Raw genomic sequence first — 13,898 nt, forward strand, 5'->3', positions numbered from 1 at the left:
CTAGCACTTCGGGACCGGTCGGTGCCAAATGGCTAGACTGCAGAGGTGACCCACGAGGAGACGCCGATCCGCGGTCGCCCGAGGTCCTTCGACGCCGACGAGGCCCTCGAGCGCGCCATGCAGGTGTTCTGGCGGTACGGCTACGAGGGGGCCAGCCTCCAGGAACTGACCGACGCCATGGGCATCGCCCGCAACAGCATGTACCGGGCCTTCGGAAGCAAGGAGGAACTGTTCGCCAAGGCCCTGGAACGCTACGACCGGGGCCCGGCGGCCTACGGCCGGCGCGCCCTGCTGGAGCCGACCGCCCTGCGGGTGGCGACCGCGTTCCTGCACGGCGCGGCCGAGGCCACGACACAACCCGGATGCCCGCCCGGATGCCTCGGGGTGCAGGGCGCCCTCGCCGTCGGCACCCAGGACCTCCACGCCCAGCGCCTGCTGTCCACCTGGCGCAACGACGCCCGGCAGATGCTTGAGAACCGCTTCCGACAGGCCCTGGACGACGGCGACCTGCCCGGCGGGTCAGATCCCGCCCGGCTGGCCCGATACGTGCTGTCGGTGGCGTTCGGCATCGCCGTCCAGGCCGCGAGCGGTGCGAGCCGCGCAGAACTGCAGGAGGTCGCCGACCTCGCGCTGGGGAACTTCCCCACCCGTCGCGACGCGAGTCCGGACGACCGCGAGGCCGGCTGACGGCGGGCCACGAGCCGCGCGCCGGGCGCGCCACACGCCCGATGCCCCTTCGGGCACGTAGCCTCCACCTGGTGAGTACCAGCCACATCGCGCTCGGCGTGACGGTGGGCGACACCGCCGCTGTCACGTCCGTTCTGGTCGACGGCCGCGACGTCATCGCGGCAGAGATGACGAACGGCTGGGGCGAGCCGCCGGAACAGTTGTTCCCGGCGCTCCGCGCGGAGACGGCACCGCATGAGGTACGGGTGGCCGAGGCCTACTGCGGGGAGTGCTGCGGCGCGCTCTACGTCACCGTGGAGCGGCGCGGTGACGAGGTCGTCTGGCGCGACTGGCGCAATCCGTCGGACCCTCGCCCCGCCCGGCCGGCCGACACGTTCGACGCGGCACAGTACGACGCGGAACTCGCCCGCGCCGACGCCGACCGGTCGTGGGAGTGGTACGAACGGACCGTGGCCCGGCTGATGCACGAACGCCTGACGCAGGACCAGACACCGCTCATGTGGTGGAACTGCGAGCTCGACGGGGTGGTGGCATATCCGAACAAGCGCGGCAGCGTGACCGTGTCGTACACCTACCCGCGACCGCCCCGCGAGCACTTCATGCAGTTCGTCACCGAACTCCCCGTTCACGGCGGCGCCCCGGACGTGGTCGCGGACGCACTCGTCGACAGGCTGTGCCGCAGCTCGCCGGTGCGGCAGGACCGGGTGGTCGGCGGAAGCAGGGCCGCGGCGGAGGCCTTCGGCTTCGGATGGCCATAAGGAACGCCACTTCCACCGCACCTGTAGCCCGCGCGGCATCGCGTCACCGCCGGGGGCGATCACGGCTCGGCGGGTTCCACGGGCCGGGCGTGATGGTCGAGCCGCTGCCCGAACCGAGATGAGTGATCCTGGCGCGGACGTCAGGCAGAGGCGCCCCGACGTCCCCACCGGTCGTCGGTGATGGTGAGAAGCGCCCACAGCCGGTTCGGGATGAGCAGGGCGACGTGCAGCACGCCGTACAGGGCGAAGCGGAGGAATCGCGGGTCGCGGGTACGCCAGACGCCGTATCCGCAGTACGCCGTCGCCACCACCGTGAAGCCGGCGAGGTACCACGGCAGGCTGGAAGTGCCGGCCAGCGCGGTGTGCGACACCACAAGCAGTGCCGAAAGGCCGAGTAGCAGCGGGGCGAGCACCTGCATGGCCGCGTCCAGCACGAGGTACGCCCCCAGTCTGGGGAGCTGCCCGGCGATGCCGAGCGTGTCGCGGTAGGTGCACCGGTTCCACCGCAGCTGTTGACGCAGGAACGGCCGGATGCGGTCCGGCGCCGTGGTGACCGCCCGGGCGTGGGACGCGTAGACGGTACGGCTGCCGATCTGCAGGATCAGGTTGGTCAGGTAGCGGTCCTCGCCGTAGGTGCTGCGCCGGCCCAGGAACCGCTGGTCCACATAATCGTCGAGGACCTTCTCAAGCACCGACCGCCGGTACGCGGAGAACGGCCCGGAGCAGCACAGCACCGCACCGAACCGGGACTGGGCGGCGCGTTCCTGGTTGCAGGCGTACCAGTAGCGGGCGTCGATCAGCCGGGTCAGCCAGTTCTCGTCACGGTTCGCGACCATCATCTCGCCCATGGCGGCGCCGACGCTCGGCTCGTCCAGGGCGACGACGATGTGCCGGATGCCGTCGGGCGCGATCATGGTGTCCGAGTCGACGGCGACGATGATGTCACCGTCGGTCTTGTCGATCACGAGGACCTGTGCGTACCGTTTCCCCTTGTTGTGTGGCAGTAGGGACACGTGGAAGCCGTGGTCGAGCCGGAAGCGCTCGAAGATCGGCAGCAGCTCGGACCGGTTGGGTGAGCCGTCGTCCACCACGTGCACGGCGAGGTGACCCGGGTAGTCCTGCACGGCGAGCGATTCGAGGCACTCGGTGAGCGTCGCCGGTTCCTCGTTGAAGCACGGGACGATCACGTCGACGGTCGGGTACAGCCGTTCCGGTTCACGCGCGGGGGTGTGTCGCCGGGCGCGTTCCGCGAACGCGACCTGGAGGGTCAGGTAGCCGAGCACGGCCACCAGGTAGGTGCCGAAGACGAGCGGTAGAGCCACGTCGAGCGCTCTGGCGACATTGGACACGGTGGTCTCCTCGTCTGACCGTCACCAGCCGGCGACCACGGCGGCGACCAGGCTGTCCTTGTGTGTGATGGAAACGCTGATCGCGCGGATCCCGACTCTGGCGGCGGCTGCCGCCGCACTGCCCACCAACTCCACCTCGGGTGCTCCGCTCGCGCCGCGCGGCAGGCGGATGTCACGTGGTACGACGCCCTGGAACAGGCCGGTGCCCAGGATCTTGAGTACGGCCTCCTTGGCCGCGAACCGGGCGGCGAGGTACTCGCGTCGACGGCTCGCGGCCATCGTGTCGGCCTGGGACCGCTCCTGCGGGGCGTAGATGTAGTTCATGAACCAGGCACGCTCGGTGAGCCGGTCCAGCTCGGACAGTGTCAGGAGGTCGAGGCCCAGTCGCAGCGTCGGCGGGTTCGGGGGCACGCCGGTCACGCCGGTTGTCCCGGAAAGAACGTGCCCTTGAGCAGGCCTTGGAAGATCGACTGCCGGTGTACGTTGGTGGTGCCTTCCATGTACTCGAAGCCGCGTACGTCCCGGCTGGCCTTGGCCAGCCACGGGTGCTCTAGCAGTGATCCGGGGCCGAGCAGGTCCGCGGCGAGGATCGTGGCCTCCGCGCCGAGGTGGCCGGCGCGCATCTTCACGGCGCCGACCCGGTGCGCGTTCACCACGCCCGCGTCGATGTCCGCGGCGACGGCGTGCACCAGCCGGCGGACGGCGCCGAGGCGGTGGCGCATGGCGTCGAGCCGGGTCCGCTGTCCCGCCGGCATATGAGGTCGCTGCTGCGCCGCGTAGTCGCAGGCCGCGTCGCCGACGCCGAGTGCCATTCCGGCGATGGTGGGCCGGCAGCGCAGAAGGGTCGTCATGGCGCCGTGGAAGCCGCGTCGGCTCGGTGGACGGTCGAGCCCGAGGACCTGTGCCGGTGCGACGCGTACGCCGTCGAACTGCAGGTGGCTCAGCCGTGCACCGCGCAGGCCGACGGTGGGCAGCAGCTCCCCACGGAAGCCCGGGTCCGACGTGTCGACAAGCACCGCCTCGATGCCCCACGGGCCGGGTGCCCGGCGGCAGAACACCACTCCCAGCTGCGCGCGGGCGCCGTTGCCGACGAAGCGTTTGGCGCCGTTGAGCAGCCAGCCGTCGCCGTCCGGATCGCGGTCGAGCCGGGTCTCGAGCTCCAGGACGGCGCTGCCCTTGTTCGGCTCGGTGAGCGCGAAGAACGTCCAGGTCGGGCCGGCCAGCTTGGCGAAATACTCCGCACACTGCGCTTCGCTGCCCAGAGCGGCGACCGCGGCTCCGGACAGTGACGGGCCGGGCCCGCCGAGCACCAGACTCGGATCACCGTATGAGATGGCCTCGAGCACCACCGTCCATTCCAGACAGGACGTGCCGGTGAGCGTCACACCGTCGAGGTCCGGTGTCTGGTACTGGTACCGCCGTGGGGTCGCCGCCGCACGCAGTACCGCCACGGCGGGCAGGTCCGTCAGGCTGATGACGGCGTCGGGGTCGCGTTCCATGACCGCACCTGCCGCCCGGATGTCCGGCGCCATGTCGCGGCAGTGGCGTAGCACCGTGGTCATCCGGGCGTCGAGCAGATCGGTGCCGAGTGGCGGGTCCGCGGTGGTCAGGTCAGGCATCCTGATTCTCCGTTCCGGGATGCAGGTAGACGTTGCTTGTCACTTCAGCCAGGAACAGGTCGACCGCGGGCCCGTCGGCAAGGAAGCCGCGCGCGCCGAACAGGTCGAGCAGGTGCCGGCCGGTGGCGATCAGCCGCTGACTGATCAGCCAGTCCCGGGCGGCCGCTGACGGGCCCGGCATGGTGTACATCTCCTCGCACTCCCGGATCTCGGTGGCCGCGTCCGCGAGTGCTCCCTGGATCAGCTGCCGGGACAGCAGGCTCGTGCCGTCGGCGGTGCGGCCGTCCAGGGTGGCCATCGCCTTGGCGACGGTGCCGCGCAGCAGGGCGGTGTGCAGGCGCAACAGGCCGAGCCGGAACCGGTCGGTGGCCGGCTCGGCGTTCCGGCCGGCGGTGGCCCAGGCGGCGCCGAATCTGGACAGGTCACCGTCGACGAGCGGCAGCGCCGCCGACGAGGCGACGACGTGGCCACCGGGGGACGCGACCAGCCGCCCCGGTGCGGTGGCCTCGTGCAGGGCGTCGAGTGACGCCGGGTAGCCGATGGAGCTGTCCGCCATGGGATGCCTCCTCTATGGGTGGAAGTCGGCGCGTAGCAGGACCGCCTGGCTGCGGCCGGAGCGCGGATCGGTGTCGCAGAGCACGACGGCGCGGTACCGCCCGGCCCAGTCCTCGTGCTGCCGGGCGAGTTCCAGCCAGACGCTTGTGCAGTACGAGCCCGCGGTGACCCGGTGCACCGGTTCGTGTCCGGCGAGCGCCTCGGGGTCCGTCCAGGGGCCGGCGACCACGAGCGTGCCGGCTGCCGGCACCGGCGCGACGGCCCGGCCGAGTACGGTGGTCAGCGGCTCACCGGGCAGGCCGGAGTACACGCCGTGGACGTGGAACCCGCCGGCCGCGCCGAACCGGAGCAGCACACCCGAGTCGGCCAGTGACGTGTCGTGGACCAGCGGTTCGTGGTAGGGCAGCGTGCCCTGTTCCAGCACCAACAGGGTCATCGTGTCGCAGCGTCCGGACCGGGCGTACGCAGAGGCGATACGCAGCGCGGTGAACGGTGCGCACAGCCCCTGCTCGGAGACCGCGAAGCAGCGCGATCCACCGCCGAGCAGATGATCGACATGCGCCGCGACGGTCATGAACGGGTACCAGTCGGGCAGCGCGTAACTCACGATGATCATGTCCGGTGCTCGGGGCGGGGACGGTGTGCGGTCGAGCAGCAGCTCGGCGAGGTGCGTGAACGTGACGTTCGTTCCCTCGGCGAGCCGCTGCTCCCGCACCTCGACGTCGAAGGGTGCGGCCAGGTCCCGGTGGTAGACGAGCAGGCCCTCATCGCGCTGATAGGGCCTGGCTTCGGCGGTGACCACGGCCGCGGCCTCGAGGGTCAGCACCATGTCAGGCCGTCAGCGGAACGCTTGAGCCGATCCAGTTGGCGAACGTGTGGACGGTACGGAAGTCGTCCATGTTCAACGACTCCGGGTCGGCTTCGATGCCCAGGGAGTCCTCCAGCGCCATCAACAGGGTCAGCACCGAGGTCGAGTCGAGGTGCAGGTCCTCGAAGAGCCGGGTCTCCTCGGTGATCTGTATGTCGTCACGCTCGAGGACCTCGACGAGCGCTTCCTGAATGGCGGCGAGAATACGGCTTCGGTCCATGGGTCAGCTCTTTCCTGTGTGATGGTGCGACAGCGGTAGGAGTTCTTGCCGGTCGAGCAGGTCGGCGGCCGTGTCCCGGCGGCGTACCAGGTGCGGTGTGCCGTCCAGGACGAGGACCTCGGCGGGGTGTCCGTGGCTCAGGAACAGCACGGGCGAGGCGGAGGGACCGTACGCGCCGGATCGCTGCACGCCGATCAGGTCGCCGGGCCGGATCTCGGGCAGCTTTACCTTCGCGCCCACCACGTCGTTCGGGGTGCAGAGCGGGCCGGTGACCGTGTACTGCCGATCGGCCGGGGCGTCGTAGTGGGTCAGGGACCGGATCGGGAAGTTGCGTTTGACGAAGCTGCCGATGCCGACCGCGGCCATGTGATGGTTGGTGCCGCCGTCGGCCACCACGAACCATTCGCCGCGGGACTGCTTCACGTACTGGGCGCGAACGACGTAGGTGCCGCACCAGCCGGCCAGGTAGCGGCCCAGTTCGGTGATGAGCCGGCAGTCCGGGTGGCGCCGGCGGAACCGGGCGACGGCGTCGTTGATGCCCGCCGTGGTGGCGGCCAGGTCCAGCGGGTTCTCGTTGTCGAAGTACGGCACGCCGAAGCCGCCGCCGAAGTCGACCGTGGCCAGCGGGATGTCGAGTTCGGCGCTGAGCCGTTCCGCGACGTCCAGGACGCCCTGGGTGTTGCTGACGATATCGGCGGCGTCGAGGATCCGCGTGCCCAGGTAGGCGTGGAAGCCGATCACCCGCACCCGCCGCAGCTGCCGCAGCAGCGGCCCGGCGCTCAGCAGGATCTCCTCGTCGATGCCGAACTGGCGCGGTTTGCCGCCCATCGCCAACCGTGAGCCCTTACTACTGAAGGACGGATTGACGCGCAGCAGCACCGACATCCCGGACTCCGGGGCTATCGAGTCCAGCATCCTCAGTTCGTCCAGGGACTCGCACACCACCGCGTGGATGCCGAGATCGACACAGGCGCGCAGTTCGGCCACCGTCTTCCCGGGCCCCAGGAAGATGATGTCGGCCGGGTCGACACCGACGCGCTGCGCCACCATGAGTTCGGCGAGCGAGGAGACCTCCATGCCGGCGCCCAGCGAGCGCAGCACGCCGCAGAGGCTCATGTTCGGGTTCGCCTTCGCCGAATAGAAGACGTCGACGTGCGGGTCGAGCAGGTCGCGCAGACCGGTGAAGGTGGCGCGCAGCACGTCGCCGTCGTAGACGTACAGCGGGGTTCCGTACCGCTGCGCCAGGTCGGACACGGGGATACCCTGCACGGTCAGTTCGTCGGTCATCGGACCTCCAGTACCTGCGGGATGCGGCCGAGCGCCTGCCGGACCGCGCCGTGAAGTGCGTCCAGGCGCGGCCTGTCGGGGGCGAACAGCATGGCGTAGAGCCGGCCGTCGAACGGCGCGGTCGGTTCACCGGACGGCGCAGCGGCGTTGAGCGTGCCGAAGCTGGTGATCACGATCCGGCCGCCGGTGCCGCGTTGCGCGGTGTCGAGGGCGGACTCGACCGCGTCGAACGCACAGTCCGCCCGCAGCCGCAGCGTGTAGTGGCAGGCGAGGCCGATCCCGCCCGGCGGCTGGAACCGTTCGACGACGACACCCTGGTAGGTGGACATGTTCAGCCGCGCGTTGATCTCCAGCACGGGGTACAGCTGCCCGTCGGTGTCGATGATCGCGTCGACACCGGCGACGCCGGTGAACCCGTCCCGGTGCAGCGCCGCACCCACCAACTGCGCGGCCCGCTCGATCTCCGCGCGGTGCGCATCGGTCAGGGCGGCCGGCATCAGGTGGCCCTTGTGCACGCCGGCCTCGGTCAGCGCCTGCTTGACGAAGTCGAATCGCACGTCGTGGGGCGTGACGGTCAGCTGGTAGTTCAGGTCGTGCCGGCGGGGCAACCACCGTTCCACCACCACCTCGATGCGGTTGTCGCCGGTACGCTCCGCGCGCCGCCGTACCAGACGCAGCAGTTGGCCGGCCCGGGCCGGGGTGTCCACCACGACGAGGCCACGGCCGGAGACCCCGTAGGCGTCCTTGACGACAAGTGGCCGGTCGACGATGTCCCGCGTATCCAGTGCCCCGGCCAGTTCGTCGACGGTCTCGCAGCAGTGGCCGGGCACCTCACGCAGTCCCGCACGCGCGGTCAGCCGTCGGCCGTAGATCTTTCCGTTGACCCGCTCGGCGACGTCCGCGCCGGAGCCGGCCAGCGGCAGCCCGCAGCTGTCGGCGAGTTTCTGTTCGTGCACCGAGGCGCCCATCGGCAGCAGCCGGGCGCCCGCACCCAGCCCGCGCAACGTCCGCAGCAGGTCCGGTGAGTCAAGCGCATCCTCGGTGGTCGACCGGTCCGGGTGGGTCCGCTCGGGGCACAGTACGGTCGGCGTGCGGAAGCCGAGCCCGGTGAGGTAGTCCAGGTAGCCGGTGTCCAGCGGGTGTTTGAGCAGCAGGTGGTCGGCCGGGCCGGCGAGCAGGACGCCCAGTTCCTCCATCCGCTGCACCACCGCGGGAGCCGAGGCCACCGCGACGCCGGGCAGCCCCACGTGGCCGGTGGCCCACTGCCGCTCGACCTCGAAGTTGCAGACGAGCACCAGTGGTGTGTCCGCGGCACCGGCCACCGCTTCCTTGAGCTGGCCCAGATATCGACTCATGCCTCCCCCTCAGTGCTCGATGACCATGGCCGCGTAGGTGGAGCCCAGGCCCACCGATGTCAGCAGGTACCGTCCGCCTTTGATCAGCCGTCCGTCGTCCGCAAGCGCCGCGAGGTTGAGCAGCGGATCGCTGCACCAGCAGTGGCTGTACCTAGCGATGGTGTCCAGGAAGATCCGGTCCTGATCGAGACCCAGCTCGGCGATGATCCGGGTCCAGAGCAGCCGGTTGACGTTGTGCGGCACGACCATGTCCAGGTCGCTCAGCCGAAGACCGGCCCGCTCGACGGTCTCGGTGATCACCGCCGTCAGGTCGCGTGCGTAGCTCTCGTTGAAGTCGCGCAGCTGCACCGGTGTCAACCGGATGCCGTGCGCGAACCGGCCCTGGGTGCGAGCGACGTAGGAACGGACCCGGTTGCTCGGGCCGTCGATCCCGACCAGGCAGGCCGCGGCCCCCTCCCCCATGATCGTGGTCTCGGCGATGAACCGGGTGACCGGCGTGAACGCCTTCTCACCGGTGACCACCAGCGCCTGCGCGCCGGGCACGCCGTCGGCCCGCAGCAGCTCGCCGGCGATGTCTATGGCGGCCAGTCCACTGGCGCAGTTCTGCTGGGTGACCGCGAACGCCTCGACACCGGTCAGGCCGAGCCGGGCTGCCACCTCCTCGGCCACGTTCAGGGCTGACGGTGCGACGTCCGGGATGGTGTGCGCGAACAGCAGGTAGCGGATCGTCGACGGGTCGGGCGTCTGCCGCAGCAGCTCGGCGGCGGGTGGGACGACCAGGTCGCAGACCGTGCTCTGCGGGTCCTGGTGCAGCCGGTCCAGTCCATGGAACTTGCGGAACACGCGCCCGGCGTACCGGCTCATGCCGAGCTCGGCGGCGACCTGTTCGACCGGCACCGACCGTGCCGGTACGTAGGTGGCGATCCGGTCCAGGGTAGTCAGCGACACGGCATCTCCTCGGGACGGCCGGCCGGCTGGTCGGCGCGACGCCCGGTACCGGCGGCCAGTACCGGCAGGCGCTGCCAGGCGGCCGGGTCGTCCGGTTGGCCGGGCCGGGCGGCGTGCAGGTGGTAGAGGTGCGGTGCCATCGCGGTGAGCCGCCCACGGAGCCGGGCCACCGCCGAGAGATGGATGTCGTCCAGGCTCATCGTCGGGTCCGCGCACACCAGGTGGCCGACGAGCGAACCGTCCCGGACGTACGCCACGGCGTCGGTCACCCCGGGCACGTCCAACAGCAGCCGGCGTACGGCGTCCGGCCGGATCCAGCAGGAGTCGATCAGGTCCCAGCCCGGTCCGCGCACCGGCGCCGCGATGCCGCTGACCGTCGCCAGCTCGGCCGCCTCGATGTCGCGGTCGGCGGCGGCCAGCAGCAGCCGCTCGACGCCGCGAAGGAACTCCTCGATCTCGCGGGAGGGCAGCAGCCCGCTGTCGGCCTGCAGCACCAGGGTGACCTGCTCGTCGAGTTCGTACACCTGCAGTTGGCAGAGCACCGACAGGTCCCGGGCGGTGATGAACGTGACCCGTGTCTGTGACATCGCCTCCCGCATCTGGGCGAGCGTGGCGGTGCGGGGTGCGGCGCCGGGCATCCTGCGGTGCACGGAGATGTCGGTGAACACGCAGTCGCGGTGGAAGCGGGTGCCACGCTCGTACTCCATCCGGCCCATCACCTCGTACAGGCAGGCGGTGTCGTACTGTCCAGACCGGTACGTGGTCATCAGGGACTGCCGGGAGTCCCGGACCACCGTGTCGAACGCCGGCGCGATGTCGAGCCGTACGAACGCGTCCTGGGCGATCGTGCCGACGTAGTCGCGGGTACCGAGCCGGAACCGGTTGCCTGACACCGCGATCATCGCGCAGCTGTCATGACCCGTGCGGTGGGCGAGCACCGTCGCGTACGCGGCGAAGACCACAGTGGAACGACTGGCACCGGTGCGCGCGGTGATGTGGTCCAGTGCCAGCGCGGCCGCTCGCGAGTACAACACGGCCTGCCGTGGTCCGGACTCGCCGGCGGAGTGGGGCGTGATGGAGAGCATGCACTGCGGCGCCTTGCGCATCGCGCGGTCCCAGGCACGCAGTCCGGCCTCGGCGCGGCGCAGGCCCGCCGGCGAGGTCTCGTCAGCGGCCTGTTCGCGCGGTTGGCGTACCGCGGGCAGGTTCTGCTGGGGGTCCGCGAACATCGCTTCGAGCTGGTGCGCCAGGATCTCCTGGGCGGCGAAGTCGCCTGCCACGTGTGAGATCGCGAATTCGAGCCGTACCGGCCGTTCGGCGCTGGTGATCACGGCGAACCGCACACCGAACTCGGCCGACAGGTCGAACGGCCGTCCCCACCACCGCGGGTCGATCGCGTTCCCGTCCGGACACACCTCGATGGTGACGTCTCCGTCCGGGTGCACCCGCTGCAGCCACTCACCGGCCGCGTCGATCGTGAACGTCGTGCGCAGGCCCTCATGCCGAATCAGCAGGGTGCGTACGGCATCGACGATGCCGGACAGCCGGGTTCCCGCGGGGACCTCGACGGCACGGGAGATCACGTCCGAGCGTTCGGTGTGCTGACGCACGATCCAGGCCAGCACGTTGCGCTGCCCCAGTGTCGCCGGCGCGGTCCCGGCCGACGCGTCGCTGAACCGCGCCGTCAGGTGCTGCGCGCTTGTCAGATCCTGCATCCGCCCTCCCGGCCTTGGCTGCGATGACGCTCCTGTCCGGACCAAACGGTAGGCAGCGACGCAGGTCGCAACAGCGGGGAAATCCCTGACTTCGGATGCTTTCGGGGTGCCGGCGTCTTTACGGCTCCGCACGCCGGTGCGCACGATGTGCCGCATCTGCCGGTGATACGAGGAGCGGCCATGACAGCGATGACGGTGCGGCGCTACGGCCCACGAGAGGCCGCCCAGTCGACCGAGACCCTGGTGGGGGTCCACGCCGAGGTGCATGCCGGGGTGGCCTGGGGTGACGACCCGTACTTCTCCACGGCGGCATTCCGGCGGCGCTGGGGCCTGGCGGTCCGGCAGCCCGGCTTCGAACTGCTGCTGGCCGAGGTGGACGGTGAGGCGGCCGGCCTGCTCTACGGCTGGCCGCTACCGTTCTTCACCCGCTGGTGGCAGCCGCTGGCCGGGCAGCTGCCCGCGGAGATGACCACGGAGACCGGGCGGCGGTCGGTGTTCATCCAGGAGATCATGGTGCGGGCGCCGTGGCGACGCCGCGGGATCGGCAGGCGGCTGCACGACGGGTTCCTGACCGGCCGGCCGGAACAGCGGGCGTTGCTGTGCGTCCTTCCGGAGAACGAGCCCGCGCACGCCGCGTACCGGCGATGGGGGTGGGGTGCCGTGGCACGCGCCGCGACCGGTGCCGGGGAGCCGACGTTCGACTGGATGCTGCGCGAACTCCCCGGACCACGACCGGCCCCCGGGATTTCCCCGATGCTCGCGGTCCGCCCCGCTACCTAGAGTCGGCGTCATGACCACCATCGAGGCACGCGGACTCGCCCGGCGGTTCCGCTCTGGCAGGTCGGACGTTGACGCGGTGTGTGGGGTGGATCTGGACGTCGCGGCCGGGGAGATCATCGGTTTCGTCGGACCCAACGGCGCGGGCAAGACGACCACCCTGCGGATGCTGACCACCCTGCTGCGGCCGACCGCCGGCACGGCGCACATCGCCGGCATCGACCTCATAAGGGATCCGGCCGGCGTACGCCGCGCCAGCGGCTACGTCGCGCAGTCCGGCGGTGTCGACCCGAACGCCCGGGTCGCCGAGGAGCTGTGCCTGCAGGGCCGGCTGTACCGGCTGTCGCGCACCGACGCCGTGTCCCGCGCCACCCGGCTGCTGCGCGACTTCGACCTCAACACCGTACGGGAACGGCAGGTCCGGACCCTTTCCGGTGGCCAGCGACGCCGGATGGACATCGCGATGGGTCTGATGCACAGCCCGTCCGTCCTGTTCCTCGACGAGCCGACCACCGGACTCGACCCGCAGAGCCGCGGCAACGTCTGGGACCACGTACGCGCCCTGCGCGACGACATCGGCACCACGGTGTTCCTCACGACCCACTACCTGGACGAGGCCGACGCGCTCTGCGACCGGCTGTTCGTCATCGACCACGGGCGCATCGTCGCCCGCGGCACTCCGGACGAGCTGAAACGTGGCATCTCCGGGGACCTGGTGACCATCGAGGTCAGCACCGACACCGACGCCGCGAAAATCGCGCTGGCCGGCCAACCGGGGATCCACGAGCTCGCCGTGAGCGACCGGTCGGTACGCCTGGTCGTCGACAACGGCGAACGGGCGGTCGTCGAGTTGATGCAGGCCCTGCAGGCGCACGGCGTCGGCATGCGGTCGATACGACTCGCCCGCCCGACCCTCGACGACGTCTTTCTCACGCTCACCGGGCGTTCGCTGCGTGACGGCGACGCCTGACCCTGCCGGAGGAGAGCCCATGGACACGGTCCGCGACACCGTTCTGATCTACCGGCGGCAGCTTCAACTGTCGCTGCGCAACCCGCTGTGGGTACTGTTCGGTCTGGCGCAGCCGGCGCTCTACCTCGTCCTGTTCGGGCCGTTGCTGACCGGGCTCGTGGGCAGACCCGGCTTCCCCTCCGGCAACGCCTGGCAGATCTACACGCCGGGGCTGCTGGTGCAACTGTGCCTGTTCGGCTCGGCGTTCGTCGGATTCGCGCTGATCGCCGACTGGCGGGCCGGCGTCCTGGAACGGATGCGGGTGACGCCGGTCAGCCGGGCGGCTCCCCTGCTCGGCCGGCTGCTGCGCGACGTCACAGTCACCTCCATCCAGTCGCTGATCCTGATCGGTACGGCGTTCGCCCTGGGGTTGCGGGTCTCGGTCGCGGGAATCGCGGTCGCGATGGCGTTCGTCGCGGCGATCGTGGTGGCCGTGTCGGCGCTGTCGTACGCGCTGGCCATGACGACCCGTAACGAGGACTCGTTCGCCCAGGTCATCAACCTGCTCACGGTGCTGCTCCTGCTGCTGTCCGGGATCCTGCTGCCGATGGCGCTGGCGCCACGCTGGCTGGCCAACCTCTCGGCGCTGAGTCCGCTGCGATACATGGTGGACGCCGTTCGCGACGCGTTCACCGGCCACCTGCTGACCCCCACGGTGATGCTCGGCGGCGGGCTGGCGGTCCTGTTCGCGGCCGGCGCGGTCGGCCTCGGCTGCTATTCCTTCACCCGCGGGGACCGGTGACCCGCGGCG

At 70.6% G+C, this 13,898-nt stretch carries 15 protein-coding genes; 5 read left to right on the plus strand and 10 right to left on the minus strand.

The genetic code is table 11. The features are described from left to right. The first annotated feature begins 45 nt into the window (after positions 1-45). Positions 46-687: a TetR/AcrR family transcriptional regulator gene (locus tag ACIA8K_RS28875; RefSeq protein ID WP_396064753.1), complete on the plus strand. Its 642-nt coding sequence runs from the start codon at positions 46-48 to the stop codon at positions 685-687. Between the two features lie 71 nt (positions 688-758). After that, positions 759-1,445 carry a hypothetical protein gene (locus ACIA8K_RS28880; RefSeq protein WP_396064755.1) on the plus strand — a complete coding sequence of 229 codons (687 nt, stop codon included), beginning with the start codon at positions 759-761 and terminating at the stop codon, positions 1,443-1,445. Between the two features lie 140 nt (positions 1,446-1,585). Here ACIA8K_RS28880 and ACIA8K_RS28885 read toward each other — a convergent pair whose 3' ends face one another. From ACIA8K_RS28885 to ACIA8K_RS28930, 10 genes are read right to left on the minus strand one after another with little or no spacing between them, the layout of a single operon-like run. Beyond that, positions 1,586-2,794 carry a glycosyltransferase gene (locus tag ACIA8K_RS28885; protein ID WP_396064757.1) on the minus strand — a complete coding sequence of 403 codons (1,209 nt, stop codon included), beginning with the start codon at positions 2,792-2,794 and terminating at the stop codon, positions 1,586-1,588. Positions 2,795-2,815: 21 nt separating this feature from the next. After that, positions 2,816-3,214: a holo-ACP synthase gene (locus tag ACIA8K_RS28890; protein ID WP_396064760.1), complete on the minus strand. Its 399-nt coding sequence runs from the start codon at positions 3,212-3,214 to the stop codon at positions 2,816-2,818. After that, the gene (locus ACIA8K_RS28895; RefSeq protein ID WP_396064764.1) at positions 3,211-4,413 is read right to left on the minus strand and encodes an acyl-CoA dehydrogenase family protein; all 1,203 of its coding nucleotides are present in this window, start codon (positions 4,411-4,413) and stop codon (positions 3,211-3,213) included. Before ACIA8K_RS28895 ends, ACIA8K_RS28890 begins: the two co-directional genes overlap by 4 nt. Next, a complete protein-coding gene (locus tag ACIA8K_RS28900; RefSeq protein WP_396064767.1) occupies positions 4,406-4,969 on the minus strand; it encodes a hypothetical protein in 564 nt (187 codons plus the stop codon). The genes ACIA8K_RS28895 and ACIA8K_RS28900 overlap by 8 nt, the downstream gene beginning before the upstream one ends. A 12-nt stretch (positions 4,970-4,981) precedes the next feature. After that, positions 4,982-5,797, minus strand: a complete 816-nt coding sequence (locus ACIA8K_RS28905; RefSeq protein ID WP_396064770.1) for a hypothetical protein — start codon at positions 5,795-5,797, stop codon at positions 4,982-4,984. 1 nt (position 5,798) lies between these two features. Then, positions 5,799-6,056, minus strand: coding sequence for an acyl carrier protein (locus ACIA8K_RS28910; protein WP_396064773.1), 258 nt, complete (start codon positions 6,054-6,056; stop codon positions 5,799-5,801). Positions 6,057-6,059: 3 nt separating this feature from the next. Continuing rightward, positions 6,060-7,343 (minus strand): type III PLP-dependent enzyme, encoded by a 1,284-nt coding sequence (locus ACIA8K_RS28915; RefSeq protein ID WP_396064776.1) that lies wholly within the window; start codon positions 7,341-7,343, stop codon positions 6,060-6,062. Beyond that, the gene (locus ACIA8K_RS28920; RefSeq protein WP_396064778.1) at positions 7,340-8,698 is read right to left on the minus strand and encodes a hypothetical protein; all 1,359 of its coding nucleotides are present in this window, start codon (positions 8,696-8,698) and stop codon (positions 7,340-7,342) included. Before ACIA8K_RS28920 ends, ACIA8K_RS28915 begins: the two co-directional genes overlap by 4 nt. A 9-nt stretch (positions 8,699-8,707) precedes the next feature. Then, positions 8,708-9,646 carry a 3-oxoacyl-[acyl-carrier-protein] synthase III C-terminal domain-containing protein gene (locus ACIA8K_RS28925; RefSeq protein ID WP_396064780.1) on the minus strand — a complete coding sequence of 313 codons (939 nt, stop codon included), beginning with the start codon at positions 9,644-9,646 and terminating at the stop codon, positions 8,708-8,710. Beyond that, positions 9,637-11,361, minus strand: a complete 1,725-nt coding sequence (locus ACIA8K_RS28930; RefSeq protein WP_396064782.1) for a condensation domain-containing protein — start codon at positions 11,359-11,361, stop codon at positions 9,637-9,639. The genes ACIA8K_RS28925 and ACIA8K_RS28930 overlap by 10 nt, the downstream gene beginning before the upstream one ends. Positions 11,362-11,541: 180 nt before the next feature. Here ACIA8K_RS28930 and ACIA8K_RS28935 point away from each other — a divergent pair, with 180 nt between their 5' ends. Genes ACIA8K_RS28935 through ACIA8K_RS28945 form a run of 3 tightly spaced genes read left to right on the plus strand, consistent with a single transcriptional unit; the run spans position 11,542 to position 13,889 of the window. After that, positions 11,542-12,141 (plus strand): GNAT family N-acetyltransferase, encoded by a 600-nt coding sequence (locus ACIA8K_RS28935; protein ID WP_396064784.1) that lies wholly within the window; start codon positions 11,542-11,544, stop codon positions 12,139-12,141. A gap of 10 nt (positions 12,142-12,151) precedes the next feature. Next, positions 12,152-13,108: an ATP-binding cassette domain-containing protein gene (locus tag ACIA8K_RS28940; RefSeq protein ID WP_396064786.1), complete on the plus strand. Its 957-nt coding sequence runs from the start codon at positions 12,152-12,154 to the stop codon at positions 13,106-13,108. A gap of 19 nt (positions 13,109-13,127) precedes the next feature. After that, complete coding sequence (locus ACIA8K_RS28945; protein WP_396064788.1) at positions 13,128-13,889, plus strand: ABC transporter permease; 762 nt, start codon at positions 13,128-13,130, stop codon at positions 13,887-13,889. Positions 13,890-13,898: the final 9 nt, after the last annotated feature.

The sequence above is a fragment of the Catenuloplanes sp. NPDC051500 genome (assembly GCF_044454585.1).
Lineage (GTDB): Bacteria > Actinomycetota > Actinomycetes > Mycobacteriales > Micromonosporaceae > Catenuloplanes.

Bases quoted from the DNA above. Each gene is read 5' to 3' on its own strand.
- ACIA8K_RS28895 (WP_396064764.1), bottom strand. From the start codon at position 4,413: ATGCCTGACCTGACCACCGCGGACCCGCCACTCGGCACCGATCTGCTC.
- ACIA8K_RS28900 (WP_396064767.1), bottom strand. From the start codon at position 4,969: ATGGCGGACAGCTCCATCGGCTACCCGGCGTCACTCGACGCCCTGCAC.
- ACIA8K_RS28905 (WP_396064770.1), bottom strand. From the start codon at position 5,797: ATGGTGCTGACCCTCGAGGCCGCGGCCGTGGTCACCGCCGAAGCCAGG.
- ACIA8K_RS28910 (WP_396064773.1), bottom strand. From the start codon at position 6,056: ATGGACCGAAGCCGTATTCTCGCCGCCATTCAGGAAGCGCTCGTCGAG.
- ACIA8K_RS28915 (WP_396064776.1), bottom strand. From the start codon at position 7,343: ATGACCGACGAACTGACCGTGCAGGGTATCCCCGTGTCCGACCTGGCG.
- ACIA8K_RS28920 (WP_396064778.1), bottom strand. From the start codon at position 8,698: ATGAGTCGATATCTGGGCCAGCTCAAGGAAGCGGTGGCCGGTGCCGCG.
- ACIA8K_RS28930 (WP_396064782.1), bottom strand. From the start codon at position 11,361: ATGCAGGATCTGACAAGCGCGCAGCACCTGACGGCGCGGTTCAGCGAC.
- ACIA8K_RS28935 (WP_396064784.1), top strand. From the start codon at position 11,542: ATGACAGCGATGACGGTGCGGCGCTACGGCCCACGAGAGGCCGCCCAG.
- ACIA8K_RS28940 (WP_396064786.1), top strand. From the start codon at position 12,152: ATGACCACCATCGAGGCACGCGGACTCGCCCGGCGGTTCCGCTCTGGC.
- ACIA8K_RS28945 (WP_396064788.1), top strand. From the start codon at position 13,128: ATGGACACGGTCCGCGACACCGTTCTGATCTACCGGCGGCAGCTTCAA.